Genomic DNA, 23,949 nt, shown 5'->3' with positions numbered 1-23,949 from the left:
CCTCAGGGCAGTTGCTCGATCTCCGTGGGCGCCTGGACGCGGATCACACCGATGTCGCTGGTGATCGGCACGTCCGGGAAACGCTCGGACACGAGACGCAGGATCTCCTCCCGCCGGTGCGGGCTCTCCACCTCGCCGTAGAGCACGAGGGCGTCCTCCCGCCGGATCACTGTGATCCCCTGCTCGGCGACGGCCGGATCCTCGGTGAGCAGCCGTTGGATCTCCGCTTCGACGTACTCGTCGGGTGGCGCCGCGCCACCGGCCTGATCGTTCGTCACGGTGTCTCCTCTCCTGCCGGGGTGCCGGGCTCCGGCACCACCTCCAGCCGGTCCAGCAGCACCAGGAACGCCTCGGCGTACGGCGAGTGCTGCGTCTCCTTGCGTACCCGTTCCCAGTCGATCTGCTCCCGCAGCGACCGGGCCAGGGGGAGACCGCGGGCGAAGTCGCAGTAGTGCTGGGAGAAGCTGAGCAGCTTGTGCACCATGAGCTGGCTGGCGGACAGGACCGGCATCTGGATGGCGTCCACCGGGCGTACGACGGTGTCGGCGAACGTCTCCTCGGTCACCGGCGTCTCGATCGGCCGGTGGATCAGGTCCACCATCCGCTCTTCGTCGAAGACCTTGACCAGCCAGTCCTCCGGCGGTCGCTCGGCGCGGAAGCCGGCGGCCACCAGCGCCTCCAGTGACCGTTCGACGTCGGCCTCGCGAATCAGGAAGTCGACGTCGTGGTCGCTGGAGTGGCCGCCGTGCGCGTAGACGGCGAAGCTGCCGCCGAGGGCGAACGGGATCTCGGACTGCTTGAGCACGGCGGCGACCTTCTTCAGGGTGTGCACCAGACTCTCGTCTCCGCGCTCAGCCATCTGGATCTCCCGTCGGTCGTGTGGGTGGACAGGCGGTTGGATTCGAACCCCCGTACCCGGCATTCCGGTCGCCCACACCTGCTCTGGTCGCGGTCGGGTGCCAACCGGAACAAACGGTATTAACCACGCAGGCCGCAAGCGTAGGTCGGATAACCTGTCGAGGGTGGCCAGACCATCGGGGATGCGACGCGACACGACCCGGTTGCGCACCGTCGCACTCATCGGCATCGACGGCTCGGGCAAGACCACACAGGCACACCGACTGGCCGACGCGCTGACCGCCGCCGGCCGTCCCGCCACGTACCGCCGCAACGCCAGTGGGCGTCGCTGGCTCGGCCGGCTCGCCCACCGTCTCGGCCTCTCCGACGCGCAGCGTCTCGTCGGGCGTGACGGCGTCCTGGCGGTGGAGTCCGTGCTGCGCTGGTTGGCCATCGCCGTGGCCCTGCTGAGCTGCCTGCTCACCGGTCGGACGGCCGTCATGGACCGCTATTCGGCCTGCCAGTACGCCAGCATCCGCGCTCACGGCGGGCACCGCTGGGAGCGCCTGGCCCGGGCCGGCTACCGACTGTTCCCGACGCCGCAGGTCACCTTTCTGCTCGCCGTCGACCCGGCCGAGGCGTACCGGCGCATCGAGGAGCGCGGCACCGACCACGAGTCGATGGGCTGGCTGACCGCAGCGGACACCGCCTACCGGACCCTGCCCGAGTACCCGAGCTTCGTCCTGGTCGACGCGGGTCGTTCGGCCGAGGAGGTGACCGAGCAGATCCAGGCGCACCTGTCCTCCTGGCTGCCGTCGGACGCCGGCCCCGACCGGGCGCGGCCCTCGACCGTGGCGCCGCCGGCGCAGTCACCGCCGGCCACCGCGGCCCGGGACAGGGACGGGCGCGGCGGCGGACCGTCGCTGGTTCAGGCGCGTCCGTAGACCGGGACGGTGACCCCGGTGGTCGGCGCGAAGTCGCTCGAGGCGAGGAAGCGGATCACCGGCGCGATCTCGGCCGGGGTGACCCTGCCCCGCCCTCCACCTCGTCGATCATGAAGTTGTTGCCTGTCGGGTCGGCGTGTCGTGGCAACAACTTCATGATCGACCGGCCGTCGGGCGGGGTGGTGTCTGCTGAGAGCAGAGGGGTTCGTCTTCTTGGATGGCTCTGGCGCAGGATCTGGGGATGGCGCGGATTCTGGTTCTTGGCGGCACTCGTTTTCTCGGTCGGGCTGTCGCTCGGCTGGCCGTCGCGCGGGGGCACGACGTGACCTGCGCGGCCCGGGGCGTGTCCGGCGCGGTGCCGGAGGGGGTGCGGTTCGTGCCGGTCGACCGCGACGACCCTGCGGCGCTGACGCCGCTCGCCGGCCAGGGTTTCGACGCGGTGGTGGACGTGACCCGCGTGATCGGCCACGCCCGGCACGCGCTCGCCGCGCTGGCCGATCACGTCGGTCACTGGTCGTTCGTCTCGACGATCTCGGTGTACGCGGACTACGCGACCCCGGGTCTCTCCGCGGCGAACACTCCGCTGTTGCCGCCCCCGCCGTCGGACGTGGACGGGCCGGGCCCGGGTTTCCGCTGGTACGGCGAGTGCAAGGTCGTCATCGAGCGGCTGGTACGCGAGCGGGTGGGTGAGGACAGGTCGTTCATCTGCCGGGCCGGGCTGATCGTCGGCGCGGAGGATTCGAGCAACCGCTTCCCGTACTGGGTGCGACGGCTGGCTCGTGGAGGCGAGGTTCTCGCGCCGGGGCGGCCGACCGACCGGGTGCAGTTCGTGGACGTCGAGGATCTGGCCGGCTGGCTGCTGCACGCCGCAGGCACCCGGCTCGGCGGCACGTACGACGGCATCGGGCCGACGATGTCCCGGGCGGAGATGCTGGCCGGAGTGGCCGCCGGTCTGGGTGTCGCCGATCCCCGTCTCACCTGGATCGACCAGGACTTCCTGCGGGCACACGACGTACGCGAGTGGTGGGGGGAGCGGGCGCTGCCGCTCTGGGTGCGGCTGCCGGAGTCCGCCGGCCTGATGGACCGGGACGTCTCCGCGTCCCTGGCCGCCGGGTTGGTCGTTCGTCCGGTTGCCGACACTGTTCGGGCGACGGCCTCGTGGATGAGCGCTCACCCGGGCGACGTACCGCAGGGTGGACTCGACCCGGCGGATGAGGCGGCGATCCTGGGTACGTGGGAGGCTGAGCGGAACGCGTGAGCCGGACCGTCGACACGCGTCCCACCACAGACGGTGATGGTTGACGGTCACGCTTGGTGAAAGTAAGTTTCACCCGTGGCGAAGAGTCCGAAGATTTCTGCGAGTCACGAGCCTGGTGGGCTGATCGTCCACATCAGCGGGCTTCTGCCGTCGCTGTCGCCCGCCGAGCAGCGGGTCGCCCGGCTGGTCGTGTCCGACCCGGCCGCCGCCTCCCGCAGGACCATCACAGACCTCGCCACCGCAGCGGAGACATCCGAGGCGACGGTCATCCGGTTCTGCCGGTCGGTCGGGATGGACGGCTACCCGCAGCTGCGCATCCGGCTCGCCGCCGAGGCTGCCCGCCGCATCGAGCCCCCGGACGCCCGGGTCGTCGGCGGCGACATCCCGCCCGGCGCCGACCTCGCCCAGATCATCGCCACCATCGCGTTCAACGACGCGCGGGCCGTCGAGGAGACCGCCGAACAGCTCGACCCGGCCGTCTGCGAGCAGGTCGTCGAGGCGATCGCCGGTGCCGGCCGGATCGACATCTACGGTGCCGGGGCCAGTGGTTTCGTCGCCTCCGACTTCCAGCAGAAGCTGCACCGCATCGGCCGGATCGCCTTCTACTTCCCGGACGTGCACACCGCGCTGACCTCGGCGGCCCTGCTCGGTCGCGGCGACGTCGCGATCGGCATCTCACACACCGGCACCACCTCCGACGTGATCGAGGTGCTGGAGCAGGCTCGGACGCGCGGCGCGTCCACCGTGGCGTTGACCAACTTCCCACGCTCGCCGATCACCGAGGTCGCCGACTTCGTGCTGACGACCGCGGCCCGCGAGACGACCTACCGTTCGGGTGCCACGGCCAGCCGGCTGGCGCAGCTGACCGTCGTCGACTGCCTGTTCGTCGGGGTGGCCGCCCGTAACCGGTCCCGCGCCCGCAAGGCCCTCGAGGCGACCGCCGAGGCGGTCCAGTCGCACCGGGTGGGCGCGAGCCGGAGGCGGGCATGACGCCCGGTTCGGTGGAGCCGGACAAGGACATGCCAGCACCGCCCGCCCGACCGGCGGTCCGGGTGGGCGCGCCGACCGAACGGCGCAACCCGCTCAGCGTCGACCTCGACCTGATGTCGACCCGGGACGTCCTCACCGTGATCAACGAGGCCGACCGACGGGTGCCGGCGGCGGTCGCCACCGTGCTTGACGAGATCGCCGCCACGGTCGACCTGGCCGTCGCGGCCCTGCGTGGCGGCCACCGGGTGCACTACTTCGGTGCCGGCACCTCCGGCCGGCTGGGTGTGCTCGACGCGGCCGAGCTGGCCCCCACCTTCAACTCGCCCCGGGACTGGTTCTGCGCCCACCTCGCCGGCGGCCCGGACGCCATGGTGCGCGCCGTGGAGGACGCCGAGGACGACGACCAGGGCGGCGCCCTCGAAGCGGCCGGATGTGTGCGCGCTGGTGATCTCGTGGTCGGTCTGGCAGCCAGCGGGCGCACCCCGTACGTCCTCGGGGCGCTCGCCGCGTCCCGCGCCACGGGTGCCTCGACCGTGCTGCTCTGCGCCAATCCGGAGGCGGAGGCTGCCCGGTCGGTCGACGTGTTCATCGGGGTGGACACCGGACCCGAGGTGGTCACCGGGTCGACCCGGATGAAGGCGGGCACAGCGCAGAAGTTGGTGCTGAACGCGTTCTCGACCGCCGTCATGGTGCGCCTGGGTCGGGTCTACTCGAACCTCATGATCGATATGGTTGCCACCAACGCCAAGCTTCGAGGCCGAATGATCTCGATCCTGGTCGAGGCCACGGGCTGCTCCGAGGAGGTCTCCCGGCGGGCCCTCGGCGAGGCCGGGGGTGACCTGAAGACGGCACTCGTCACCCTGGTGTCCGGTGCCGAGGTGCCCGCCGCGCGAGCCGCCCTCGCCCGCTCAGCGGACCAGGTACGCGGAGCCCTCGCACTACTCGCCTCCTGAGCCCGCCCACCCGGGAAGCGAATGAGGCTCCGGATTGTTCATCGGAGCGGAGGGTAATAACACCCCGTGGATGAACCGACCGGTCCGCCGCTGCGTATCTGGCAGTGACCAGGATCGCAGCAGGGTGGTGACCCGGGTCGCTGTGTCAGCACGGCGGGCGGTGTTGCCTATGGTGCGGGCGATGGTGATCCGTCGATCCACCAGCCCGTTCGAGGTGCCCAGCGACGTGCCACCTGACGGGTGCTGACAGCAAACATGGACCGTGCTCTCAGCAATTACTCAGGCATTCGTGACACTTTCGACTCACGGAATGGAATCCCTGACACGTCTCATCTGTTGTGTAGGTGTCAGCACCGGTGGGCACAGCAGAAGTTACCAGGGGCTGACCGGACGTGGGGAATGGCAAGGAACCGGGCAACCGGCGCGAGCGAGGGGACCGTGGGCAACGTGGACAAGAACATCGGCATGCGGACCGACGAGGTTGCCGAGGAGCGCGACCTGGTCGGCGTCTACCTGCACGAGATCTCCCGGACGCCACTGCTGGACGCCGCCAAGGAGGTCGATCTCTCCAAGGCGATCGAGGCCGGCCTCTACGCCGAGCACCTGCTCGGTGAGGATGCCGTTCCCGAGGGTGTCGACCGAGATGACCTGGATCGGCTGGTCGTCGAGGGTGAGCGCGCGAAGGACCTCTTCATCCGCGCCAACCTGCGACTGGTCGTGTCGATCGCGCGTCGGTACGTGCGCTCGGGGATGCCCATGCTGGACCTGATCCAGGAGGGCAACACCGGCCTCGTCCGGGCGGTCGAGAAGTTCGACTACGAGCGTGGTTACAAGTTCTCCACCTACGCCACGTGGTGGATCCGCCAGGCCATCAGCCGGGCGATCGCCCAGCAGGAGCGCACCGTGCGTCTGCCGGTGCACCTGGTCGAGGACGTCAACCGGATGCGCAACGTGATCCGGCAGCTCACCCGTGAGCTGGGCAGCGACCCGGAGCCGGAGCAGATCGCGGCGTCGCTCGGCGTGACCGTCGAGCGGGTCAACGAGCTGCGTCGTTGGTCGCAGGACACCGTGTCGCTGGACACCCCGGTCGGCGACGACGGCGACACCAACCTCGGTGACCTGGTCGCCGACAGCGACGCGCCGTCGCCGGAGGACATCGTCCTCAGCGGCCTGGAGCGGCAGCGCATCGAGGGACTGCTCAACCACCTCGACGACCGTTCGGCGGGCATCATGCGGGCCCGCTACGGGCTGGAGGACGGCCGCGAGCACTCGTTGACCGAGGTCGCGTCGCGCTTCTCGCTGTCCCGCGAGCGGATCCGGCAGCTGGAGATCCAGGCCCTCGGCCGGCTCCGCGAGCTGGCTCGCGCGGAGGGGCTGCAGGCAGCCTGACCTGGTAGTAATGACGGCGAACGGCCGGCGTCCGATAGGGGGACGCCGGCCGTTCGCCGTCTCGGGGTCCGCTAGCGGACCCGGCCGTAACCGTGGATCGACATGAGGTTCATGCCACGCTTGAGCACGTTGCGACCCGCGCTCGGCGCGTCGATGACCTGTCCGTCGCCCACGTACAGGGCGACGTGCCCGAGACCGCTGTAGAAGACGAGGTCTCCGGGCCGCAGGTCGCCTCGGTCGATGTGCGCGACCGCGCCCCACTGCATCCGTGCGCTGTGCGGCAGCGACCTTCCGGCCGCCCGCCAGGCCGCCAGGGTGAGGCCGGAGCAGTCGTAGCCGTTGGGCCCTTCACCCGCCCAGACGTACGGCTTGCCGATCGCCCCGAAGGCGTAGCGCACGGCCGCGCCGGCATCACCGGCGACGGCCGGTACGTTCCGGGCCTCGGTCTTCGCCGTCGTGGGCGCCGGACGCTCGGTGGCCGCCCCGTACGCCTGCCGGCGCAGCTCGTACAGCTCGGCCAGGTCCTTCTCGATGCGCTTCTTGCCGGCCGCCAGCTCGCGGGCCTGTGCGGCCTGCCGGGCGAGCGTGGCGTCCAGCCGCGTCTTCTCGTCGAGGAGTCGCCGCTGGTTGTCGGTGAAGCCGGAGATGCGCTCCTGGCGCTGTCGGGTCAGCTGGTCGAGGGTGCCGAGCCGATCCATCAGGGCCGCGGCGCCGCCGGGCCGTAGCAGAGCGTCGGCGGTACGCAGACCCCCGCTCCTGTACGCGCTGTTGGCGAGTGCGGTGACGTCCGCCCGGCTCTGCTCGGCCTGCTCTTCGAGGGGGCCGATGCGGGCCTGTAATCGGGCCGCTGCGGTTTTGTTGACCTTGATGTCCTCCGTGAGCTTGTTGTACGACTCCACGACCCGCTCCAGCTCGGCCGAGGACGTCTCGATCCGGCGGGTCAGGTCGGCGGGGGACGGCTCGGCGTGCGCCGCCGCCGTCGGGGCGATCAGGGCGGCCGACAGGCCGACCAGCGCCACGGTACGCAGCAGGGTTCTCAGGGATGACAAGAGCGAGAGGCTCCTCTCCCACGGCCGCCGACGGGGCTGCTGACGCCCTCGGCGACACCGGCCGGGGTCGTCCGGGTGGACGGCACTGGACCGGACCGGCCTGCTCAACCTAACCCGGGACGGTTGTGCTGCGCAGTTGAAGCAGGGGCAAATGTTGACCAAGTGGCAGGTAGGGCCGCTGCGGGAAGACAGCGTCAACGGGGCTACCGACACGGGAGCGAAGGGCAAAGCGGTCCGTTTTGCAGCTAATGACTGATATGCGACTTTCGTCGTTCCCGGCGTATGCCGCCGGTTAGCCGTCCGCCATAACCGATAAAACCTGAAATGGATGCTGTTTCCTGGCGATGTCGCCCGGACGGGTGCGCGGGCCGCTCACGTAAATGCCCAGGTGGAGTGGCGGTGCCCCAACACAATGGAGCCCGGAGCCGGGAATCCCGTCGTCGGACACGTCACACCCGTAGCCACGGACCCAGCCCGGCAGACCGCCCAGCGGGAGGAACCGTGAATCGTGAAGGCGCAACGACGCGACCGCAGCGATCGGTGCCCGGCGCCAGGTCCACGCTGCTCTACGCGCGACCCGGCATCATCGTCACCGTCGACAGGTTCACCGTCGGCCGTACCAGCTACCGCATCCTCGACCTGACCCACCTGCGTACCACCCGGGGCCCGCACGACCGGATCGCCGTCCGGGCCGTCGTGGCCACCGGCTCCATGATCGGCATGGTCGGCCTGCTCCTCGGGTTCAGCGGTGGCCTGCAACGGCTGACCGCCGAGGCGTACCTCATCCTCGGAGCGGTCCTCCTGCTGCCGGCCGCGCTCGCCCTGGTCGGAGACCGCTGGCGGCCCCCCCCGTACGAGCTGTGGGGTTGGCACCGCGGCGCGGAGGTGCTGCTGTTCAGCGCCGACGACGAGCAGCAGTTCGGCCAGGTCACCCGGGCGCTGCTGCGCGCCCGGGAGGTCAACCGGTACGGCGACTGGGTCGACCCGATCGCGTCGGCCGACCCGTGGCGGCCCGACCGCTGACCGCCCGTCCCGGGCGTCGCCGTTCAGCCGGCGACCGGCTCCGGGGTACGGGCGGTGGGACGCTCGAGCCAGGCGGTGACGCGGCGCTCGGCGTAGAACGAGACGAACGGCACGGTGCCGGCGAGCATCACCAGGAGCATCCGCTTCAGCGGCCAGTCGGCCCGGCGGCTCAGGTCGAACGCGGCGACCAGGTAGATCATGTAGAGGAAGCCGTGCGCCGGGCCGACCGTCTCCACGACGACCGGGTTGTCGAACGCGTACTTCAGCGGCATGCCGATCACGACCAGCACGATCAGCACCACGCCCACGATCCAGGCGATCACGCGGTACCGGGTAAGGGCTGCGCCCACCTTCGTCCGTCCTTCCGAAGCCCGGCTCAGCCGGGGTAGTCACCGGGCCGGGCGCCCGGATTGGCGTTCAACCATGACAGGTAGTCGTTGTACGCGGCCAGGGTCGCGTCGTCACCGGGCGACGCGTTGACCGGAACCCTCGTCACCCGCACCGGTCGGCGTACCGCCGGTCGGGAACCGGCGGTCGCGGCCGGCGGCGGCTCGACGGCCGGCTCCGCGGGTGGCTCGGTGCCTCCCTGCGCGGCGCGGCGGGCCAGGCGCACCTCGCGCCACCAGACGTAGACCACGAAGCCGGCGAAGATCGGCCACTCGACGGCGTACCCCCAGCTGAGGTTGTTGCCGGCCGTGGCCCGGCTGATCTGCCACCAGCCCAGCCCGAGGAAGCTCCCGACCAGCACGACCATGGCCACGTGACGTGCGATCCACGCCGGGGTCCAGAGCCACCTCATGGTGTCGAGGGTACCGGGAACGGCGGCGCTCTCCGACGCGGCGTCGTAGCTGCCGCGCGGGCGGGATGGTTTGGCGTCACCCGGTGTGGGCATCCGTCTAGACGCCAGCCCAAACGAGACCAGGGGGGCGATGATGACCGGATCGGTACGCGAGGACGGCTTTGCGTCCAGCGGCGGCACGGAGATGAGTCCGGAGCAGCGGGTGCCCGAGTGGGGCGGCGACCACCTCGCCGACCCCGGGGGCGTCGACCTCGACGGCGACGCGGTCGGCGTGGACCCGACGGAACTGACCGACGACGACCTGATCCGCGAGATGCACAGCCTGCACCGGACCCGGCTGGACACCCTCAGGCACGCGGCGGACTCCGCGCTCGCCAACCACCTGCGGCGCACCGCGGAACTGGAGACCGAGTACCTGGCCCGCCATCCCGGCCGGGAGGTCGACCCGAGCCGCCTGCGGGACGCCTGATGGCGGCGCGAGCCGTACGCGGCATGTCCGCGCCGCCCGAGGTGGTCTTCAACACGGCCACCGACCCGGCCCGCGCCTCGGCCTGGTTGCCGGCGCCGCTGCGCAGCGACGGGAGCCCTCCCGCCGAGGTCAGCGGCGAGGAGTTGCGGGCCCGGTGGGGCGAGGCCGGCTGGGCCGCCGAGATCCGGGTGGATCCGGCCGACTCGGGCGGCGCGCGGATCCAGCTCGACCTGACCGACGGCTCGGGCGCCGACCCGGACCAGTTGGCCGACGAGGCGCTGACCAACCTCGCCCGTGAGGTCGCCGACAACCTCCAGGCCGGCTGAGACGCGGCCACTCGGAACGTTCACACCACGACGGCATGGAAGGAGACCGGTGACCGAGACTGGCCTGCGACAAAAGGTGGCGCGGCTACGCCGGGCGTACGCGCCGCACGAGCACCGACCGCTCGGTGGCTACCTGGCGGCGATGGGCACCTACGCGGGCGTGACCGCTGCGCTCGCCGGTCTGGTCAAGGTGACCGGCCGGCCGGTTCCCGAGCGCCCCGCCACGGCCGACGTCGTGCTGCTGTCCATCGCCACCCACAAGCTCAGCCGGCTTCTGACCAAGGACGCCGTGACCAGCCCGCTGCGAGCCCCGTTCACCCGCTACGACCGGCCGATCGGCAGCGGCGAGGTGATGGAGCAGGTCCGCGACTCGGGCAGCTCCACGCGGCACGCCATCGGCGAGCTGCTGAGCTGCCCGTTCTGCCTGGCGGTCTGGGTGGCCACGGGGCTCACCGGAGGTCTGGTGCTCGCCCCCCGGCTCACGCGCCTGGTGGCCACGGCGCTCACCGCCGTGGCCGCGTCCGACTTCCTCCAGATGGCGTACGCCTCGGCGCAGCAGGCCGCCGAGGGCGGTCACGACGACTGAGCCGACGACGAGGACGGAGAGCGGGGGCCGGCGAACCGCCGGCCCCCGCTGTCGTGCAGGTGTCAACGCTGCATACCGGACCAGCCGTGCGGCGACTCCGGCTCGCGTTCGTCCTCGTCCGCGCCGGTGATGATGTCGCGATCCACCGCCGTGCGGTCGTGCTCGTTGGCGAAGTCCGGCTCGGGCGTGGTGTCCCTGCCCTCCGGCGGCTGGCCCAGCGCCGGGACCTTCTCGTCGTGGTCCTCGTGGTGCGTCATGGTGTGTCGTCCCTTCGGGTCGCCGGGCTCGCTGACTGCGCTCCTACCGCTCACCCGATGTTGCCGCCCAGCAGGTCGCTGGCCTCGTCGACCGCGTACTCGCCCTCGGGCAGCGCGTCGATGCGCGCGAGCAGGTCCGGCGGGAGTTCGGCGGCGACGGCACGGCGATAGATCTCGCCCTGGGTGATGCGCTCCTGGCCCCGGTAGAGGTCGTCGAGCAGGTCGTCGAGGTCGCGGGTGTCCGGCTCGTCGGCCACGGATGCGTCGTCGGTCACGCTGATCAGCTACCCGGGCCGGAATCGGTCAAACGTCACGCCCGTCGCCCGACGGGCAAGCCGGCCGCAAGCCGATGACCTGGGCAAGCAGAGACAGCGCCGCCCCCGGCCTCGTGAGCCGGGGGCGGCGCTGGTGTCGGTGTGTAGGTCGCCTCTCGGCGAGTGGCGCGACGCGGCTCCAGCCGAACGGTATTCCGCGAGGGCTATTTAGGTGAGGCCCGGGGACACTGAACACACCGACACCTCAGTTAACCAGGCCCCACCCGTTCGTGTTCCGTGCACCGCAGTGCCGACCGTCACACCCCCGCGGCGGGGGTGGGCAGGGCGGCCCGGCGGGCGCGGACGGCGGCGGCCAGCCCGTCGAGCACCTCGGCGGTGTCATCCCAGCCGAGGCAGGCGTCCGTCACCGAACGGCCGTACACCAGCTCGCGGGTGGGATCGAGGTCCTGCCGGCCGGGCAGGAGGAACGACTCCAGCATCACACCGGTGATCCCGCGCTGGCCGGCGGCCAGTTGGGCGGCCACGTCGGCGGCGACCAGTGGCTGGTTGCGGTGGTCCTTGCCGCTGTTGGCGTGGCTGGCGTCGATCACCAGACGCTCGGGCAGCCCGGCAGCCCGAAGCAGGTCGAGCGCACCGGCCACCGACTCGGCGTCGTAGTTGGGCCGACCGCCACCGCCGCGCAGCACCAGGTGACCGTCGGTGTTGCCACGCGTGTGCATGATCGCCGGGGTACCCGAGAAGTCGATGCCCGGGAAGACGTGCGGCACCCCGGCGGCGCGGATCGCGTCCACGGCCGTGCCGATGCTGCCGTCGGGGCGGTTCTTCATGCCGATCGGCATGGACAGGCCGGAGGCGAGCTGCCGGTGCACCTGGCTCTCCACGGTGCGGGCACCGATCGCGCCCCAGCCGACTGTGTCGGCGATGTACTGCGGGGTGATCGGGTCGAGGAACTCGCAGCCCACCGGCAGGCCGAGGCGCAGGACGTCGAGCAGCAGCGCCCGGGCCCGGCGCAGACCGGTGTTGACGTCGCCGCTGCCGTCCAGCCCGGGGTCGTTGATCAGGCCCTTCCAGCCGACCGTCGAGCGGGGCTTCTCGAAGTAGACCCGCATGACGATGAGCAGGTCGTCGGCGAGCCGGTCGGCGGCGGCGCGCAGGCGCTCGGCGTACTCCAGCGCGGCGGCCGGGTCGTGCACCGAGCACGGGCCGACCACCACCAGCAGGCGGTCGTCCTCGCGGTCGAGAACGCGGCTCACCGCGCGGCGGTGCTTCAGCACGGCCGCGGCGAGTGGGGCTTGAAGGGGCAACTCGTGGTGCAGCAGGGCGGGTGTGGTCAGCGGCACGACGCGGTCGATCCGCTGGTCGCTGACCCGATCGGTCTCCGGGGTCGTCACGGTGGGCATCCTTTCGCCGACCGTGCCCGGGGCCGGTGCCCGGGACGAGCCGGCTGCTCGTACGCAGAGGGGCGGGAACGACAGCTCCTGCCCGGCCGGCTCGGTCCTTGGTGACGTCAGATCATGGTGAAGTCACCGGCGTGAGCCGGCTGTCTAAACCATCGATACGTCCTCATCACCGGGCCAGCGTACCCGACCGGGCGGACGTCCCCCGCCCCTCGTCCCAAGATGCGGGGGGAACGTCGCGTGCCGAGGCCGGGCCCGGGGTAACAGGGGTGCCATGACTGACGAGCAGAGCGATCAGGAGCGGGCGGAGTCCCGCGCGCACCACCTCCTTCCCGAGGAGGTGGCGGCAGGCAGCGACGATCCGCAGGCGCAGGCGGAGGCCATCCTCGCCGAGTCGGACCTCCGCGAGGCGGACCAGAACGCGGCCCCGGACACGGTGCTGGAACGGCGTACCTCCGATCAGACCGTGGTCGCGGTCGAACCGCCGGACTGAACCGTCGCACCACGGGCCCGGCGTGATCCCCGGTAGGTCTGCTCGCGCAGCCAGGTGAGGGGGCCTGCCGCCCGCAGCCCGGCCGGCAGGTTGCGCACGGGGTCGAACGCGAGCGCGGCGTCCTGACGGGCGTCGAGCGGGACGCCGATGCCGACCTGGCCGACCGGCCGCCACGGCCCGACGGCGGACGCGACCGCGAGCACCAGGCGCGGCGCGTCCGCCCGGGCCGCGGCCGTGACGGCGGCCAGGGTGCGGCCGAGGTCGACCGACTCCGGGTCGGCCAACGCGGCCAACCAGAGTCGGCGTCGGTCCGTGCGATAGCCCATGATCGTGCTGTACGTCCCGGAGAAGCCGCGGCGGGGCAGGGGCAGATTCCGCAGCACCGGAGGCGCCCCGCTGGAGCTGACCAGCAGGTCGAACGGATGCCCCGCCCCGGAGTGCACGCGCAGCGCCAGGCCCAGCACGTCCGGCCACCCGCCCGGTGTGGGCGTCCCACGGGACAGGCGGACCGTGCCCGCGTACTCACCGGGGTTGTCCAGGAGGTCGACCCCGACGGGCGGTCCGGGCGTACCCCAGATCGTCACGTGGGCGGCGAACGACGCGCCCGCCGGATGCAGCAACCGGCCGCGGCGCAGGCGGCCGAGGGCGGCGCTCGCGCGTTCGACGGCGCGGGCCGCCGGTCCGGCGGCGTGACGGGCGGACTCCTCGGGGGTCGGTCGGGTCATACCCCCTGCGGTACCCCGAGCGGACGACTCGATGCCGCCGCGCGGGTCGGCTCGCCGACCCACCGCACGTCACCTCTCCGCCCGCGAGATCGGATAGCGTCGTGCCATGCCCGACAGTGGTTACCCCTGGCCCATCGAGACGTCCCGACTGGACAACGGCCTGCGTGTGGTGGTGAGCGAGGATCGCACCGCGCCCGCGGTGGCCGTCAACCTCTGGTACGACGTCGGATCCCGGCACGAGCCGGCCGGGCAGACCGGCTTCGCCCACCTCTTCGAGCACCTCATGTTCGAGGGCTCGGTGAACGTGGCGAAGACCGAGCACATGAAGCTCATTCAGGGCTCCGGCGGATCGCTCAACGCCACCACCAACCCGGACCGGACGAACTACTTCGAGACGGTCCCGGCCGAGCACCTGGAGCTGGCGCTCTGGCTGGAGGCCGACCGGATGGGTGGGCTGGTCCCGGCGCTCACCCAGGAGACGCTGGACAACCAGCGCGAGGTGGTCAAGAACGAGCGCCGGCAGCGCTACGAGAACGTCCCGTACGGGGACGCGTGGCTGCGGCTGCTGCCGCTGCTCTACCCGCCGGGGCACCCGTACCACCACTCGACGATCGGCTCGATGGCCGACCTGAACGCCGCCGATCTCGCCACCTTCCAGGCGTTCCACGAGATGTACTACGCGCCCAACAACGCGGTGCTCACCGTCGTCGGCGACGCCCCGGCCGCCGAGGTGTTCGCGCTGGCCGAGAAGTACTTCGGGGCGCTGCACGCCCGCGACGACATCCCGGCCGCGCCCGACGGTCGCAGCGTCCCGCCGACCGGGCAGCCCGCCGTGGAGACGGTGACCGCCGACGTGCCGGCGCCGCGCGTCTACATCGCCCATCGGGGTCACCCGTTCGGCAGCCCCGGCTACGACGTGCTCACCGTGCTCGCCACCGTGCTCGGCAGCGGCCGTGGCAGCCGGCTCTACCAGCGGCTCGCCGACGGCGAGCGGATCGCCCAACCCGACCTGGTCGGCGCGTACGGGGTGGACCTCGCGCACGCCCCGGCGCCACTGATCGCCACCGCCACCGCCCGCCCCGGCGTGAGCGCCGAGCGGCTGGTCGACGGGCTCGCCGAGGTCGTCGACGAACTGGCCACCGTGCCGGTCACCGCCGCCGAACTGGACCGGGCCAAGGCGCTGCTGAGCACCGCGTGGTGGCGGCAGATGTCGACGGTGGACGGCCGCGCGGACACGCTCGGGCGGTACGCCACCCAGTTCGGTGACCCGGCCCGGGCCGCCGACCGGCTGCCCGCCTGGCTCGCGGTGACCGCCGAGCAGATCGCCGAGACGGCCGCCGAGGTGCTCGGCGCCGCAGACCGGGTGACCCTGACCTACCTGCCCGAGGAGACCGCATGACGCTGATCACCGACCGTCCCGGCCCGGGTGCCGCTCGCCCGTACCGGTTCCCGCCGGTGGTCCGCCGCGCGGTAGCCGGTGGCCAGGTGGTCGCGGCACACCTGCCCGGGCAGAACCTCGCCGTCGCGCTGCTGCTCCTCGACGCCGGCGCCGGCCGCGAGCTGACCGGCAAGGAGGGGTTGGGCGGCGTCCTCGCCAAGGCCCTCGAGGAGGGCACCGCCCAGCGGGACGGCACGGCGTACGCGCTGGCCATCGAGGCGCTGGGCACCGAGCTGGTGACCGGGCTGGACTGGGACTCGTTCCAGGTCAGCGTCCAGGTTCCGGTCGACCGGCTGACCGCTGCCGTGGAACTGCTCGCCGAGGCCGTCCGGACGCCCCGACTCGACCCTGCCGACGTGCGGCGGGTCCGCGACGACGAGGCGAACGCGCTGCGCATGGACTGGGCCAACCCCGGTCCGCGCGCCGACGCCGCGCTGCGCGCCGACCTGTTCGGCGCCGACACCCGCTGGGGACGACCGATGTACGGCGACCCGGACTCGGTGGCCGCCCTGGACACCGAGGACATCACGGTCTTCCACTCCGAGTGGTTCCTGCGGCCGGGCACCCTCGTCGTCGCCGGTGACCTCGACCGGATCGACCTGGACGCGCTGGCCCGAGCGGCGTTCGCCGGCACCGGGGGCGGCCCGGCCGAACAGAGCGGCCCGATCGAGGTGCCGGTGCACGCCGGCCGGCGGATCATCCTGGTGGACCGGCCGGGCTCGGTGCAGTCCACGCTGCGGCTGGGCCACCCGTCGCCGCACCGGGCGCACCCCGACCACGTACCGATGACCCTCGCCGGCACGGTCCTCGGCGGGGCGTTCACGTCCCGGCTCAACCACCTGATCCGCGAGGTGCGCGGCTACACGTACGGCATCCGGGGCGAGTTCGCCTCGTCCCGCCGGTTCGGCCGGTTCGCGGTCAGCTCCGGCGTGCAGACAGCGGTCACCACGCCGGCCCTGGTCGAGGCGGTGGGCGAGATCGCCCGTACGCAGGCCGAGGGCGTGACCGAGGACGAGCTGGCCGTGGCCCGTTCCTGGCGGGCCGGGCAGCTCTCGGTCGAGTTGCAGAGCCCCCGGGCGATCGCGTCCGCCCTGACCACGCTTGTGGTGCACGACCTGCCAGACGACTATCACGCCCGGCTGCGCGAGGAGCTGCTCAACGCCGACGTGGACCAGGTCTCCGCCGCGGCGGCCACGCACCTGCACGCGGACGCGCTGACCCTGGTCATCGAAGGCGACGCAGCGGTCATCCGCGAAGACCTGGAGTCCGCAGCCCTAGGAAACATGCTCCCCTAACCCTCCCCCCGCCCCCCGCGCTCGTCCCGGCCTCCCCCCGGCCCTGCCTCCGGCCCTGCCTCCCGTCGATCATGAAGTTGTTGCCACGACACGCCGCACCAGGTGACAACAACTTCATGATCGACGCGGGAGGGGCGGGGGGGAGGGGGGCGGGAGGGGGACGGGGGCGGGGGACGGGGGCGGGGTGTGAGGTGGGACCCGGGGGGTGGGAAAGGGTTCTCGGTTGTGGGGGTGGGGTGGGTAGCCTCCGGGCATGAGGATCGGCATTGTGGGAGCCACCGGCCAGGTCGGTGGCGTGATGCGGCAGGTGCTGGCGGAGCGGGAGTTCCCGGCGGAGCAGGTGCGGTTGTTCGCCTCGGCGCGGTCCGCCGGGCGTACGCTGCCGTGGCGCGACGAGGAGGTCACCGTCGAGGACGCTGCGACGGCGGACTACTCCGGGTTGGACATCGTGCTCTTCTCGGCCGGTAAGGGCACAGCCAAGGAGCTGGCTCCCCAGGTCGCCGAGGCCGGTGCCGTGGTGATCGACAACTCGTCCGCGTTCCGGATGGACCCGCTGGTGCCGCTGGTGGTGGCCGAGGTCAACCCGCACGCCGCGGCCGACCGCCCGAAGGGCATCATCGCCAACCCCAACTGCACCACGATGGCCGCGATGCCGGTGCTGCGCCCACTGCACGCCGAGGCGGGTCTCATCGGGCTGGTCGTCTCGACGTACCAGGCCGTCTCCGGCGCCGGGCTGGCCGGCGTCGCCGAGCTGGACGAGCAGGTCCGCAAGGTCGCCGAGCATGCCGCCGGGCTCGCCTTCGACGGGTCGGCCGTGGAGTTCCCCGCGCCGCGCTCGTTCGCCGAGCCGATCGCCTTCAACGTGCTGCCGCTGGCCGGCTCGATCGTCGACGACGGCTCGTTCGAGACCGACGAGGAGCAGAAGCTCCGCAACGAGAGCCGCAAGATCCTGGAAATCCCCGACCTCAAGGTTTCCGGCACCTGCGTCCGCGTACCGGTCTTCACCGGCCACTCGCTGCAGATCAACGCCCGGTTCGCGCGCCCGCTCACCCCGCAGCGGGCCCACGAACTGCTCGCCGACGCACCCGGGGTCGCGCTGACCCCCGTGCCGACGCCGTTGCAGGCCGCCGGGCAGGACCCGACCTACGTGGGTCGCATCCGCGCCGACGAGACCGTCGAGTACGGGCTGGCCCTGTTCTGCTCCAACGACAACCTCCGCAAGGGCGCGGCGCTCAACGCCGTACAGCTCGCCGAGTTGGTCGCCGCCGAGCGACGCTGACCGTCACCGTCGAACTGCGGGCCCCGACCGTCCACGGTGGGGGCCCGCAGTCCGTGACGGGACCGACAGGTCGGAAGCAGGAGCGCTCGGCTCGTGTTTGGATGGACGGAGCCGTCCCCGCCACCTGGAGGAAGCCGTGCCGGAAGACACCAACCAGCAGGCGTTGACCGACCTGATCGTCGGTCGTTCGATGGGTGTGCTGGCCACCATCAAGCGGGACGGACGACCACAGATGTCCACTGTGGTCTATTCGTTCGACAGTGCCGCCGGCCTGATCCGGGTGTCCGTCACCGACGGCCGGGCCAAGACCGCCAACCTGCGACGGGACCCGCGAGCCAGCTTCCACGTCGCCAGCGAGGACGGCTGGGCGTACGCGGTGGTGGAGGGGCGTGCCGAGCTGACCTCTCCGGCGGCCGACGTGGACGACGCTACGGTCGAGGAGTTGGTGGGGCTCTACCGGTCGTTGCGCGGCGAGCACCCGGACTGGGCCGAATACCGCAGTGCCATGGTCGCCGAGCGGCGGCTGGTGCTACGCCTGCACGTGGAGCGGATCTACGGGATGCCGCCCCGCGGCTGACGGCCTGGTGGAACATCGAGCCCTCCCGGGGATGGCGGCCATCGGGTCAGCCCGGCTCGATCACGGTCACCCGAGGCCAACGCTGCGCGGGCCGGTGACGGGCCAGCCGCTGTCGGGACAGCGCGACGTCCACCCGGGCCGGGTTGTGCCGCCACACCCCGCCCAGCAGGTCCGCGAGGCCGTGCGGGGCGCAGATTTCCAGCTCACCGGTGGCCGGTAGGCGTACGGCCACCGCAGTGGCGTACTCCGGCCAGGTGGCCACCGCCTCGGCGACGCTGCGGTACGGGGCGATCGGCTCTCCGCCGAACTTCGAGGCGTACCAGGTGTGTACCGCCGCCTGGTTGCGCGCCTGCCAGGGCGCTTCCGGCCAGGCAGCGGTCAGTCGGGCGGTGGCCCGCTGGTCGTCGTCGCGGGACAGCCTCGCCGGGTCGAAGAAGACCACGTCGACGTCGTGGACGGTCGTCGGGTCGAATCCGTCGCCGTAACGCTCGCCCCAGACCAGGTCGCGCAGGGCGCCCGCGCCGATCCAGGCGTCCGGCAGGCCGGAGTCGCGGACCACGGTCAACGCCCGCGTCAACCAGGCGTTGCCGCCGATCAGGTCCCGCAGCTCACGCTCGCCACTCAGCACCTCGTGGACGCTAGCGGGTGTCGTCCAGGTGTGGTCCGGTCACCCGTCGCTCGCGTTCGGCCATCGGCCGCAGCCGCCCCGGCCGATGGCGTTACCCCCTGCGGGGCGGCGGGTAGACGAGCCGTGCCGACACCGAGAGGGGAGCACCATGACAACGGTCGGAGAGTTCATGACGACCCGGTTGGTGACGATGGACGGCAACGACACGCTGATCGCCGCCGCGCAGGAGATGCGCGACAGCGCCATTGGCGACGTGGTGGTGACCGATGGCGACAGTGTCGTCGGTATCGTCACGGACCGGGACATCACGGTCCGGGGTGTCGCGGAGAACATGGACCCGGGCTCGACCCGGCTGAGCGAGATCACCAGCCGCGACGTGATCACCGTGAGCCAGTACGACGACGCGGTGTCCGCCGCGGACCTGATGCGTACCTACGCCGTACGCCGACTGCCGGTGGTCGACGAGGGCCGCCTGATCGGCCTGGTTTCGATGGGTGACCTCGCGGTCGAGCGGGAGCCGCAGTCGGTGCTGGCCGACATCAGCGCCGACGACCCGAACAACTGACCGAAGAGCGCCAGAGCGCCGGTCCTCCCGTCCCGGGAGGACCGGCGCTCCCACACCCACCCCACCCCCTCTCGAACCCCCGTGATCAAGAGGTTCGCGTCACCGCTTCCGGCGTGTCGTGACGCAAACTTCTTGATCACCGGGGCGGAGCGGGGGAGGGGGTGGGGGCAGGTCGGCAGGGCGGGGTGGGGTCACCCTTTTCGGGCGAGGTTGGGTTTGCGGGGTGCGGGGACCCGTGCGGGGACGTGCGGTGCCCGGCCGCGAGGGCGGCGGTGGAATCCGGGGCCTGGCCGACTGGGAGGAGTGGACCCGATGGTGGACGCGACCACGAGGTTCTTCGAGGACCTGGACCGGCGGGGGTACGAGCCTCTGCTGGCGAAGACCGCCGGGACACTGCGGATCGACCTGCACGAGGGGGCGCAGACCCGGCACTGGCTGCTGACGATCGACCACGGGCGGCTCAACGTGAGCCAGGAGGACCGGGAGGCCGACACGGTGATCGGCGCCAGTCCGGTGCTGTTCGACGAGATCGCGTCCGGTCGTGAGCACGGCCTGGCCGCCCTGCTGCGCGGGGACATGACGGTGTCGGGGGACGCCCGGTTGGTCGTACAGGTGGAGCGGATCTTTCCCGGGTCGCCGGACGCCCGTGGGCCGCGTCGCCGCTTCGCGGGGGAGATGCGCTGATGGGCCAGAGCAACACGATCCGGATCCTGGACGGCAACACGTTCGTCGTCTGCCAGGACACCGGCGACATCGAGGCGACGCCGAGCGAGCCGACCGGGCTCTTCTCCATCGACACCCGGTTCCTGTCCACGTGGGTGCTGAGCGTGAACGGAGAACGCCTCAACTCGCTCTCGTACGACGACCTGCAGTACTTCGAGTCACGGTTCTTCCTGGTGCCGGGGATGGCCACGCACTACGTGGACGCGAAGTTGTCGATCATCCGCGAGCGTGCGGTCGGCGGCAGCTTCCGCGAGGAACTCACCATCCTCAACCACGACGAGAAGGCGGTCGACCTGGAAGTTCGGATGGACGCGGCGTCCGACTTCGCCGACCTGTTCCAGGTCAAGGACGAGATCCTGAACAAGAAGGGCGAGATCTACACCGAGGTCGAGGCCGACAAGCTGCGTCTGGGCTACCGCCGGGGCAACTTCCGGCGCGAGACGGAGATCTCCTCGTCGGTGCCGGCACGCTACGACAACCGGGGTTTCGCGTACACCGTGCACCTGGAGCCGAACGAGCGGTGGCAGGCGACGATCCACGTGGAGACGCGCGCGGTCGGGCCCGGGGACCGGGACCTGCGGATGGGGCTGCGGGTGCACGGCGCCGAGCGGCTGGCCCTGCAACACGACCTGGAGCGGTGGATCGCCGACGCCCCGAAGGTCAACAGTGAACACGGTCGGGTCGCCAGCACGTACCGACGCAGTCTGATCGACCTGGCGGCGCTGCGTTTCTCGCCGCTGTCGCTCGGTGGCGCGACGCTACCCGCCGCCGGCCTGCCCTGGTTCATGACCATGTTCGGCCGGGACAGCATCCTCACCTGCCTACAGACGTTGCCGTTCACGCCGCAGCTGTCGAAGACGACGCTGCGCATCCTCGCGTCCCTACAGGGCAGTCGGTTCGACGACTTCCGGGACGAGGACCCGGGGCGGATCCTGCACGAGATGCGCTACGGCGAGACCGCCGCCTTCGAGGAACAACCGCACTCGCCGTACTACGGATCGGTGGACGCCACCCCACTGTTCGTGGTGCTGCTCGACGAGTACGAGCGGTGGAGCGGGGACGTCGCGCTGGTCAAGGAGCTGGAACAGGAGTGCCGGGCCGCGCTCAAGTGGATCGACAGCTACGCCGACCTGGTCGGCACCGGCTACATCTGGTACGAGCGCCGCAACACCGAGACCGGCCTGGAGAACCAGTGCTGGAAGGACTCCTGGGACTCGATCTCGTACTCCGACGGGACCCTGCCGCCGTTCCCGCGCGCGACCTGCGAGGTGCAGGGGTACGCGTACGACGCGAAGGTCCGCGCGGCGCGGATGGCCCGCAAGTTCTGGAACGACCCGGAGTTCGCCGACCAGTTGGAGCGGGAGGCGGCGGAGCTGAAGGAGCGGTTCAACCGGGACTGGTGGGTGGACGACGGCGAGTACTACGCGCTGGCCCTGGACCCGGACGGCCGCCAGTGCGACATCCTCAGCTCGAACATCGGCCACCTGCTCTGGAGCGGCATCGTCGATCCCGAGCGGGCCGAGAAGCTCGCGGCGCACCTGGTCGGGCCGCGCCTGTTCTCCGGTTGGGGGGTGCGGACCCTCGCCGAGGGGGAGACACGGTACAACCCGATCGGCTACCACAACGGCACGATCTGGCCGTTCGACAACTCCTTCATCGCGTGGGGGCTGCGTCGCTACGGCTTCGCCGAGGAGGCCGCCACCATCGCCAACGGCATCCTGGACGCGGCCACCTACTTCGACGGGCGGCTGCCGGAGGCGTTCGGCGGCTACCCCCGGGAGCTGACGAAGTTCCCGGTGGAGTACCCGACGGCGTGCAGCCCGCAGGCCTGGTCGACGGGTACGCCGCTGCTGTTGTTGCGCACGATGCTCGGCCTCGAACCGCACGACGGGCACCTGGCGGTCGAGCCGCGTCTGCCGGTCGGGATGGGCCGCATCGAGGTCCTGGACATCCCGGGCCGGTGGGGGCGGGTGGACGCGTTCGCCCGCGGCCGGCTCGATCTGCACAGCCTCGCCGACTGAGCTTGGAACGACACCCGGCGGCACCGCACACGCCGCGTCGCCGCCGGGTCGGCACCCAGGCGATCTCCAGCCGGGCAGGGTAGATTCTGCGGATGCCGGAGCTCGTGTACCCGCCCGTTATCGCCGCTGCCAAGACGCTGTTCCGGGTCCTCGACCTGAAGATCACCATCGAGGGCGCCCACCACGTACCCCGCACCGGCGGCGCGGTGTTGGCCAGTAACCACGTCAGTTACCTCGACTTCGTCTTCGCGGGGTTGGGTGCGAACGCCTCGGGCCGACTGGTGCGGTTCATGGCCAAGCAGTCGGTCTTCGCGCACCGGGTCTCCGGTCCGCTGATGCGCGGCATGCGCCACATCCCGGTGGACCGGCAGGCCGGCGCGGCGTCGTTCCGGTCGGCCGTCGACGCGCTCAAGCGCGGCGAGGTGGTGGGCGTCTTCCCGGAGGCCACGATCAGCCGGTCGTTCACGGTCAAGGAGCTCAAGAGCGGCACCGTGCGGATGGCCCGTTCGGCGAAGGTGCCGGTGCTGCCGGTCGCGCTGTGGGGCACCCAGCGACTCTGGACGAAGGGCCGTCCCCGTACTCTCACCCGGCGTCACACGCCGATCACGATACTCATCGGCGAGCCGATCCTGCCGGCCGACTTCCCGGACCCGAACGTGCTGGCCGCCGAATTGACCACCCGGCTTAGCGCGCTCGTCGAGCGGGCCCAGCGCGAGTATCCGGACGCGCCGACCGGCCCGGAGGACACCTGGTGGCTGCCGGCCCACCTCGGCGGGAGCGCGCCGACACCGGAGGAGGCCGCCGTGTTGGACGCCGCCGGTGAGGAACGCGCGCCCAGCGTCTGAGACACCCGGCGCGAGCCGCCGGCGGCACCCGCGCAAGCTGTCAGCGAAGCCCGGATGTGCCGTCGGCGAAGCCGTCCCAGGAGCTGGGCTCCGGCCCGGAGCGGTAGTAGTCGTCGCGGGAGCGGAACTCGACCGGCAGCGAGCCGGGCAGCGTGATCCGGGTTTCCCCGGCGAGCAGCGCAGGGCCGGCCCGCAGCAGCAGCACGTCGCGCTCCTGCGCGGAAAGGTCCACGAGTTCCGGACGGGTGAGCCGGAACGTGGCCACCGCCCGGCGTACCTGCCGAGCCAGGGCTACGACCTCGCCCGGTGAGCCGCCCAGTGCCAGCGCCGGCTGCTGGATGGTGCGCAACGCGTCGCAGACGATCATCAGTCGTGCCGGGTCGGTGGGCGGCAGCTCCAGCCGGGACGGCCACTGCCACCGGATCTGGCCGGTCATCAGGCCGGTCAGTCGCCCGGAGCGCCGGGAGCGGGGCGTGTCGTTGGCGACCAGGGAGAGCTGCGAGCCGGTGCCCACCCAGCAGATCCGCTGGTCGGTGACGGTCACCGAGACGGGACCGGGGAGCTGCCAGGCGCGCCGTGTCTCCGTCGGCCCGAGCAGATAGCCAGCGACGAGCAGCCGATGTCGACCGAGCACCTTCTCGCCGGGCAGCGGACGCATGTCGTACCGCCGGTCGAGGGTGGGGCCGGCGTCGTCGTCCGCCGCATCGAATCGGTGTGGGCCTATGAAGAAGGGGGACGCGTCGCCATGCATCGTCACGACCTCCCGGTGAGTGGCTATGCGTCGAGCTTTGCCGATCGGCCGGCTACT

At 71.6% G+C, this 23,949-nt stretch carries 29 protein-coding genes; 18 read left to right on the top strand and 11 right to left on the bottom strand.

Annotation, left to right across the window (positions count from 1 at the left end):
• Positions 1-2 precede the first annotated feature (2 nt).
• On the bottom strand, positions 3-278 hold the full coding sequence (locus ABZU91_RS19150; protein WP_355241837.1) for a hypothetical protein: 276 nt from the start codon (positions 276-278) through the stop codon (positions 3-5).
• A complete protein-coding gene (locus ABZU91_RS19145) occupies positions 275-922 on the bottom strand; it encodes a nucleotidyltransferase (protein ID WP_355241973.1) in 648 nt (215 codons plus the stop codon). Before ABZU91_RS19145 ends, ABZU91_RS19150 begins: the two co-directional genes overlap by 4 nt.
• A 118-nt stretch (positions 923-1,040) precedes the next feature.
• Here ABZU91_RS19145 and ABZU91_RS19140 point away from each other — a divergent pair, with 118 nt between their 5' ends.
• The 5 genes from ABZU91_RS19140 (at position 1,041) to ABZU91_RS19120 (ending at position 6,371) form a co-directional block, all read left to right on the top strand.
• On the top strand, positions 1,041-1,781 hold the full coding sequence (locus tag ABZU91_RS19140) for a thymidylate kinase (RefSeq protein WP_355241970.1): 741 nt from the start codon (positions 1,041-1,043) through the stop codon (positions 1,779-1,781).
• Between the two features lie 241 nt (positions 1,782-2,022).
• Complete coding sequence (locus ABZU91_RS19135; protein ID WP_355241834.1) at positions 2,023-3,039, top strand: NAD-dependent epimerase/dehydratase family protein; 1,017 nt, start codon at positions 2,023-2,025, stop codon at positions 3,037-3,039.
• 75 nt (positions 3,040-3,114) lie between these two features.
• Positions 3,115-4,029: a MurR/RpiR family transcriptional regulator gene (locus tag ABZU91_RS19130; protein ID WP_355241831.1), complete on the top strand. Its 915-nt coding sequence runs from the start codon at positions 3,115-3,117 to the stop codon at positions 4,027-4,029.
• On the top strand, positions 4,026-4,982 hold the full coding sequence (locus tag ABZU91_RS19125; protein ID WP_355241828.1) for an N-acetylmuramic acid 6-phosphate etherase: 957 nt from the start codon (positions 4,026-4,028) through the stop codon (positions 4,980-4,982). The genes ABZU91_RS19130 and ABZU91_RS19125 overlap by 4 nt, the downstream gene beginning before the upstream one ends.
• Before the next feature lie 399 nt (positions 4,983-5,381).
• On the top strand, positions 5,382-6,371 hold the full coding sequence (locus tag ABZU91_RS19120) for a sigma-70 family RNA polymerase sigma factor (protein WP_355241825.1): 990 nt from the start codon (positions 5,382-5,384) through the stop codon (positions 6,369-6,371).
• A gap of 71 nt (positions 6,372-6,442) precedes the next feature.
• Here the strand turns inward: ABZU91_RS19120 and ABZU91_RS19115 are convergent, their stop codons facing one another.
• Positions 6,443-7,420, bottom strand: a complete 978-nt coding sequence (locus tag ABZU91_RS19115; RefSeq protein ID WP_355241822.1) for an NlpC/P60 family protein — start codon at positions 7,418-7,420, stop codon at positions 6,443-6,445.
• Between the two features lie 501 nt (positions 7,421-7,921).
• Between ABZU91_RS19115 and ABZU91_RS19110 the strand changes: the two genes are divergently transcribed.
• Positions 7,922-8,443 carry a DUF6232 family protein gene (locus ABZU91_RS19110; protein WP_355241820.1) on the top strand — a complete coding sequence of 174 codons (522 nt, stop codon included), beginning with the start codon at positions 7,922-7,924 and terminating at the stop codon, positions 8,441-8,443.
• Between the two features lie 23 nt (positions 8,444-8,466).
• On the opposite strand, the gene ABZU91_RS19105 is transcribed toward ABZU91_RS19110, so the two are convergent.
• Positions 8,467-8,793 carry a DUF3817 domain-containing protein gene (locus ABZU91_RS19105; RefSeq protein ID WP_355241817.1) on the bottom strand — a complete coding sequence of 109 codons (327 nt, stop codon included), beginning with the start codon at positions 8,791-8,793 and terminating at the stop codon, positions 8,467-8,469.
• Between the two features lie 26 nt (positions 8,794-8,819).
• Positions 8,820-9,242, bottom strand: coding sequence for a hypothetical protein (locus ABZU91_RS19100; RefSeq protein WP_355241814.1), 423 nt, complete (start codon positions 9,240-9,242; stop codon positions 8,820-8,822).
• 130 nt (positions 9,243-9,372) lie between these two features.
• Here ABZU91_RS19100 and ABZU91_RS19095 point away from each other — a divergent pair, with 130 nt between their 5' ends.
• Genes ABZU91_RS19095 through ABZU91_RS19085 form a run of 3 tightly spaced genes read left to right on the top strand, consistent with a single transcriptional unit; the run spans position 9,373 to position 10,623 of the window.
• Positions 9,373-9,711 carry a DUF6158 family protein gene (locus ABZU91_RS19095; RefSeq protein ID WP_355241811.1) on the top strand — a complete coding sequence of 113 codons (339 nt, stop codon included), beginning with the start codon at positions 9,373-9,375 and terminating at the stop codon, positions 9,709-9,711.
• The gene (locus ABZU91_RS19090; RefSeq protein ID WP_355241808.1) at positions 9,711-10,037 is read left to right on the top strand and encodes a hypothetical protein; all 327 of its coding nucleotides are present in this window, start codon (positions 9,711-9,713) and stop codon (positions 10,035-10,037) included. The genes ABZU91_RS19095 and ABZU91_RS19090 overlap by 1 nt, the downstream gene beginning before the upstream one ends.
• 49 nt (positions 10,038-10,086) lie before the next feature.
• Positions 10,087-10,623, top strand: a complete 537-nt coding sequence (locus ABZU91_RS19085) for a DUF1360 domain-containing protein (RefSeq protein ID WP_355241805.1) — start codon at positions 10,087-10,089, stop codon at positions 10,621-10,623.
• A gap of 62 nt (positions 10,624-10,685) precedes the next feature.
• On the opposite strand, the gene ABZU91_RS19080 is transcribed toward ABZU91_RS19085, so the two are convergent.
• The 3 genes from ABZU91_RS19080 to ABZU91_RS19070 all read right to left on the bottom strand — a co-directional run bounded on the left by ABZU91_RS19080 (position 10,686) and on the right by ABZU91_RS19070 (position 12,555).
• Positions 10,686-10,880 (bottom strand): hypothetical protein, encoded by a 195-nt coding sequence (locus ABZU91_RS19080; protein WP_355052229.1) that lies wholly within the window; start codon positions 10,878-10,880, stop codon positions 10,686-10,688.
• 50 nt (positions 10,881-10,930) lie between these two features.
• Entirely contained in the window at positions 10,931-11,155 is a 225-nt protein-coding gene (locus tag ABZU91_RS19075; RefSeq protein ID WP_355241802.1) for a hypothetical protein, read from the bottom strand.
• A 296-nt stretch (positions 11,156-11,451) separates the two neighbouring features.
• On the bottom strand, positions 11,452-12,555 hold the full coding sequence (locus ABZU91_RS19070) for a 3-deoxy-7-phosphoheptulonate synthase (protein ID WP_355241800.1): 1,104 nt from the start codon (positions 12,553-12,555) through the stop codon (positions 11,452-11,454).
• A gap of 271 nt (positions 12,556-12,826) precedes the next feature.
• On the opposite strand from ABZU91_RS19070, the gene ABZU91_RS19065 reads away from it, so the two are divergent.
• On the top strand, positions 12,827-13,045 hold the full coding sequence (locus ABZU91_RS19065; protein ID WP_355052232.1) for a hypothetical protein: 219 nt from the start codon (positions 12,827-12,829) through the stop codon (positions 13,043-13,045).
• On the opposite strand, the gene ABZU91_RS19060 is transcribed toward ABZU91_RS19065, so the two are convergent.
• Positions 13,012-13,770 (bottom strand): phosphodiesterase, encoded by a 759-nt coding sequence (locus tag ABZU91_RS19060; protein WP_355241797.1) that lies wholly within the window; start codon positions 13,768-13,770, stop codon positions 13,012-13,014. The genes ABZU91_RS19065 and ABZU91_RS19060 overlap by 34 nt on opposite strands.
• Positions 13,771-13,876: 106 nt before the next feature.
• Here ABZU91_RS19060 and ABZU91_RS19055 point away from each other — a divergent pair, with 106 nt between their 5' ends.
• The 4 genes from ABZU91_RS19055 (at position 13,877) to ABZU91_RS19040 (ending at position 18,359) form a co-directional block, all read left to right on the top strand.
• Positions 13,877-15,169, top strand: coding sequence for a pitrilysin family protein (locus tag ABZU91_RS19055; RefSeq protein WP_355241794.1), 1,293 nt, complete (start codon positions 13,877-13,879; stop codon positions 15,167-15,169).
• Positions 15,166-16,503, top strand: coding sequence for a pitrilysin family protein (locus ABZU91_RS19050; RefSeq protein ID WP_355241791.1), 1,338 nt, complete (start codon positions 15,166-15,168; stop codon positions 16,501-16,503). The genes ABZU91_RS19055 and ABZU91_RS19050 overlap by 4 nt, the downstream gene beginning before the upstream one ends.
• Before the next feature lie 253 nt (positions 16,504-16,756).
• Positions 16,757-17,782 carry an aspartate-semialdehyde dehydrogenase gene (locus ABZU91_RS19045; protein WP_355241788.1) on the top strand — a complete coding sequence of 342 codons (1,026 nt, stop codon included), beginning with the start codon at positions 16,757-16,759 and terminating at the stop codon, positions 17,780-17,782.
• A gap of 136 nt (positions 17,783-17,918) precedes the next feature.
• On the top strand, positions 17,919-18,359 hold the full coding sequence (locus tag ABZU91_RS19040; protein WP_355241785.1) for a PPOX class F420-dependent oxidoreductase: 441 nt from the start codon (positions 17,919-17,921) through the stop codon (positions 18,357-18,359).
• 46 nt (positions 18,360-18,405) lie between these two features.
• Here ABZU91_RS19040 and ABZU91_RS19035 read toward each other — a convergent pair whose 3' ends face one another.
• Positions 18,406-18,987 (bottom strand): nucleotidyltransferase family protein, encoded by a 582-nt coding sequence (locus ABZU91_RS19035; protein ID WP_355241783.1) that lies wholly within the window; start codon positions 18,985-18,987, stop codon positions 18,406-18,408.
• A gap of 148 nt (positions 18,988-19,135) precedes the next feature.
• On the opposite strand from ABZU91_RS19035, the gene ABZU91_RS19030 reads away from it, so the two are divergent.
• From ABZU91_RS19030 to ABZU91_RS19015, 4 genes are all read left to right on the top strand, one after another.
• Positions 19,136-19,552 (top strand): CBS domain-containing protein, encoded by a 417-nt coding sequence (locus ABZU91_RS19030; RefSeq protein ID WP_355241780.1) that lies wholly within the window; start codon positions 19,136-19,138, stop codon positions 19,550-19,552.
• Between the two features lie 312 nt (positions 19,553-19,864).
• Positions 19,865-20,236: an SCP2 sterol-binding domain-containing protein gene (locus ABZU91_RS19025; RefSeq protein ID WP_355241777.1), complete on the top strand. Its 372-nt coding sequence runs from the start codon at positions 19,865-19,867 to the stop codon at positions 20,234-20,236.
• The gene (locus ABZU91_RS19020) at positions 20,236-22,296 is read left to right on the top strand and encodes a glycogen debranching N-terminal domain-containing protein (RefSeq protein WP_355241774.1); all 2,061 of its coding nucleotides are present in this window, start codon (positions 20,236-20,238) and stop codon (positions 22,294-22,296) included. The genes ABZU91_RS19025 and ABZU91_RS19020 overlap by 1 nt, the downstream gene beginning before the upstream one ends.
• Before the next feature lie 92 nt (positions 22,297-22,388).
• Positions 22,389-23,141, top strand: a complete 753-nt coding sequence (locus tag ABZU91_RS19015; RefSeq protein ID WP_355241771.1) for a lysophospholipid acyltransferase family protein — start codon at positions 22,389-22,391, stop codon at positions 23,139-23,141.
• Positions 23,142-23,181: 40 nt separating this feature from the next.
• On the opposite strand, the gene ABZU91_RS19010 is transcribed toward ABZU91_RS19015, so the two are convergent.
• Positions 23,182-23,892 carry a hypothetical protein gene (locus tag ABZU91_RS19010; RefSeq protein WP_355241768.1) on the bottom strand — a complete coding sequence of 237 codons (711 nt, stop codon included), beginning with the start codon at positions 23,890-23,892 and terminating at the stop codon, positions 23,182-23,184.
• Positions 23,893-23,949: the final 57 nt, after the last annotated feature.

The organism is Micromonospora sp. NPDC005174 (genome assembly GCF_040608495.1).
Lineage (GTDB): Bacteria > Actinomycetota > Actinomycetes > Mycobacteriales > Micromonosporaceae > Micromonospora.
The sequence above is the reverse complement of the archived record's forward strand: the minus strand, read 5'-3'. Positions and strand labels throughout refer to the sequence as shown.

Bases quoted from the DNA above. Each gene is read 5' to 3' on its own strand.
- ABZU91_RS19135 (WP_355241834.1), top strand. From the start codon at position 2,023: ATGGCGCGGATTCTGGTTCTTGGCGGCACTCGTTTTCTCGGTCGGGCT.
- ABZU91_RS19080 (WP_355052229.1), bottom strand. From the start codon at position 10,880: ATGACGCACCACGAGGACCACGACGAGAAGGTCCCGGCGCTGGGCCAG.
- ABZU91_RS19055 (WP_355241794.1), top strand. From the start codon at position 13,877: ATGCCCGACAGTGGTTACCCCTGGCCCATCGAGACGTCCCGACTGGAC.
- ABZU91_RS19025 (WP_355241777.1), top strand. From the start codon at position 19,865: ATGGTGGACGCGACCACGAGGTTCTTCGAGGACCTGGACCGGCGGGGG.
- ABZU91_RS19020 (WP_355241774.1), top strand. From the start codon at position 20,236: ATGGGCCAGAGCAACACGATCCGGATCCTGGACGGCAACACGTTCGTC.
- ABZU91_RS19100 (WP_355241814.1), bottom strand. From the start codon at position 9,242: ATGAGGTGGCTCTGGACCCCGGCGTGGATCGCACGTCACGTGGCCATG.
- ABZU91_RS19140 (WP_355241970.1), top strand. From the start codon at position 1,041: ATGCGACGCGACACGACCCGGTTGCGCACCGTCGCACTCATCGGCATC.
- ABZU91_RS19030 (WP_355241780.1), top strand. From the start codon at position 19,136: ATGACAACGGTCGGAGAGTTCATGACGACCCGGTTGGTGACGATGGAC.
- ABZU91_RS19145 (WP_355241973.1), bottom strand. From the start codon at position 922: ATGCCGGGTACGGGGGTTCGAATCCAACCGCCTGTCCACCCACACGAC.
- ABZU91_RS19120 (WP_355241825.1), top strand. From the start codon at position 5,382: ATGGCAAGGAACCGGGCAACCGGCGCGAGCGAGGGGACCGTGGGCAAC.
- ABZU91_RS19045 (WP_355241788.1), top strand. From the start codon at position 16,757: ATGAGGATCGGCATTGTGGGAGCCACCGGCCAGGTCGGTGGCGTGATG.
- ABZU91_RS19060 (WP_355241797.1), bottom strand. From the start codon at position 13,770: ATGACCCGACCGACCCCCGAGGAGTCCGCCCGTCACGCCGCCGGACCG.
- ABZU91_RS19010 (WP_355241768.1), bottom strand. From the start codon at position 23,892: ATGCATGGCGACGCGTCCCCCTTCTTCATAGGCCCACACCGATTCGAT.
- ABZU91_RS19015 (WP_355241771.1), top strand. From the start codon at position 22,389: ATGCCGGAGCTCGTGTACCCGCCCGTTATCGCCGCTGCCAAGACGCTG.
- ABZU91_RS19070 (WP_355241800.1), bottom strand. From the start codon at position 12,555: ATGCCCACCGTGACGACCCCGGAGACCGATCGGGTCAGCGACCAGCGG.
- ABZU91_RS19095 (WP_355241811.1), top strand. From the start codon at position 9,373: ATGATGACCGGATCGGTACGCGAGGACGGCTTTGCGTCCAGCGGCGGC.
- ABZU91_RS19050 (WP_355241791.1), top strand. From the start codon at position 15,166: ATGACGCTGATCACCGACCGTCCCGGCCCGGGTGCCGCTCGCCCGTAC.
- ABZU91_RS19090 (WP_355241808.1), top strand. From the start codon at position 9,711: ATGGCGGCGCGAGCCGTACGCGGCATGTCCGCGCCGCCCGAGGTGGTC.
- ABZU91_RS19125 (WP_355241828.1), top strand. From the start codon at position 4,026: ATGACGCCCGGTTCGGTGGAGCCGGACAAGGACATGCCAGCACCGCCC.
- ABZU91_RS19065 (WP_355052232.1), top strand. From the start codon at position 12,827: ATGACTGACGAGCAGAGCGATCAGGAGCGGGCGGAGTCCCGCGCGCAC.